Here is a 1333-nt window from a genome sequence, read left to right as displayed (position 1 = left end):
CTGTAAATGGTGCGCTTGAGGTTGTATCTGATTTAGTGGGCGGTAATATCCAAGGTGCAACTGATCATGCAACTGGTATTGTCAACACGCTCATTACCAATGGCACAACTGCGACTGGTATTTTAACTGACATCCTTGGTGGTGCGACTGGCGCTATTGGTGGTGTGACTGGTGGTGACAGTCCACTTGGTACTGTTACTGACATTATTGGCGGATTAACTGGTGGTGCTACTGGCGGTAATCCACTTGGCACAGTGACTGACATCATTGGCGGTGTAACTGGTGGTGCTACTGGCAGCAACCCTATTGGTGTCGTAACAGATATCATAGGTAGCTTAACTGGTGGTGTAACTGGTACAGGTGGCACAGACGTTATTTCTAACTTATTAGGTGGAGTAACTGGCGGCAATGTAGGTGGAGTCACTTCTACAGTATCGAGCGTAACAAACACGGTTCATACTCTAGTACCTCAGTCATTACTTACTGACCACTTCTTAGATAATACTTTACATACAGTTTAATAATCTTCAAGAAAGCCACTAATAAAGTGGCTTTCTTTTTAAATATATTTTTAAATATTAATTCATTTCTTGCCATCTATAATATTTCTTATGTGCCAGCTCTAACATTGCATAATCATTAGGAGTATCACCATAAGCATAAATAGTAGAATATTGGGTTAAATCATATTTATTTTTTATTCTATTTACTTTTTCTAAATAACCACAATCACCATCAACAAAATTACCAGTTAAAATACCATTATCTATTTCAAGTTGATTACAGATAACGTCCAAATCTAAAGACTGACACCAACTTTCTAAATAAACACCCAATGAAGCGGATACCACAACAACCTGATCTCCTTGCTGTTTATGCCAGTGAATACGTTCTAAAGCATTTTTACGAATACAGGCAGGAATTACCGTTTTAGCAAACTCTTGTCCTATATATTTTAGGGAATCTGCATCGTAGCCTATATATCCCACCTGACAGAGCTTAGTTCGTATGGTTTTATCCGTTACCCATCCAAACTTATAGCCTGCAATATAAGGTGCAAGACGAATACCACCTAGTATTTGAGTTTTTCTGCTCAAAGAAAATTTAAGGAACAAACTGAAAGTATCGTTATGGGTGATCGTGCCATCAAAATCAAATAAAGCCAGATTCATTTATCGTTATCTCTAATATAATTAAAAAGTTATAAATTTAAATTTTTAAAAAATTACTAAACAGCAGACACAAAAAAACCGCTATAAAAGCGGTTAATTCTTCAAGTTGGTGCGCTCAGAGAGATTCGAACTCCCGACCCCTTAGTTCGTAGCCAAGTGCT

General features: G+C 37.7%; 1 protein-coding gene and 1 pseudogene. One reads left to right on the top strand and one right to left on the bottom strand.

Annotated features, from left to right (window positions below; genetic code table 11):
* Window positions 1-521: pseudogene (locus tag RMA95_RS00425) on the top strand (hypothetical protein); the annotation flags it as partial.
* 57 nt (window positions 522-578) lie between these two features.
* On the opposite strand, the gene RMA95_RS00420 reads toward RMA95_RS00425, so the two are convergent.
* Window positions 579-1172, bottom strand: coding sequence for an HAD-IB family hydrolase (locus RMA95_RS00420; RefSeq protein ID WP_311069287.1), 594 nt, complete (start codon window positions 1170-1172; stop codon window positions 579-581).
* Window positions 1173-1333: the final 161 nt, after the last annotated feature.

The organism is Acinetobacter sp. V110_1 (assembly GCF_031798975.1).
Classification (GTDB): Bacteria; Pseudomonadota; Gammaproteobacteria; order Pseudomonadales; family Moraxellaceae; genus Acinetobacter; species Acinetobacter nosocomialis_A.
This window is presented reverse-complemented; position numbering and strand designations above follow the sequence as displayed.

Coding starts and splice junctions, on each gene's coding strand:
- RMA95_RS00420 (WP_311069287.1), bottom strand. CDS start 1,172: ATGAATCTGGCTTTATTTGATTTTGATGGCACGATCACCCATAACGAT.